General features: G+C 58.8%; 1 protein-coding gene. It reads left to right on the top strand.

Annotated features, from left to right (window positions below):
• On the top strand, nucleotides 1-502 hold a 502-nt coding region (locus HP556_RS00040), incomplete at both ends, for a hypothetical protein (protein ID WP_210269001.1).

The following is a 502-nucleotide window of genomic DNA, read 5'->3' as shown; positions in this document are numbered from 1 at the left end:
CTGCACTATCCCCTTTCTCGTTGTGTCCGCATCCTCAAGCGCGACAGCTGAAGCTATATCTTCTGCACGTTTTGCCGAATTTTTTGCACGTATTGCCGCCGCTTCTGCCGCACTTTTGCTCTGCGATGCTGATACCGCACTTCCCGCAGCCTCTGTCGCCTTCGTGGATGCCGTTGACGCACTCCCCGCCGCCGCTGTTTTTGCGTCTGCCGCGGCAGAGGCGCTCCGTTCCGCTGCTGTTTCAGATGACCTGGCATTCGTCTCGGACGTTTTTGCCGCCCTGGCAGAATTTTCTGCCGCCGTTGCCGAGGAAGCTGCACGACCGGCACTTGATGATGCGTTCGTTTCTGATGATTTTGCTGCCTCTTTTGAGGCCACCGCATCTCGTGCTGAAGTGGCGGCCTCTGACGCTTTCGTGGCCGCGGTGGAGGCAGACGTGGCGGCTGATTGTTGTGACGCTGCAGCATTCGTTTCTGACGTTTTCGCCGCACCGGCACTGGTG

This window comes from Tardiphaga robiniae (assembly GCF_013359755.1).
Lineage (GTDB): Bacteria > Pseudomonadota > Alphaproteobacteria > Rhizobiales > Xanthobacteraceae > Tardiphaga > Tardiphaga robiniae.
The sequence above is the reverse complement of the archived record's forward strand: the minus strand, read 5'-3'. Positions and strand labels throughout refer to the sequence as shown.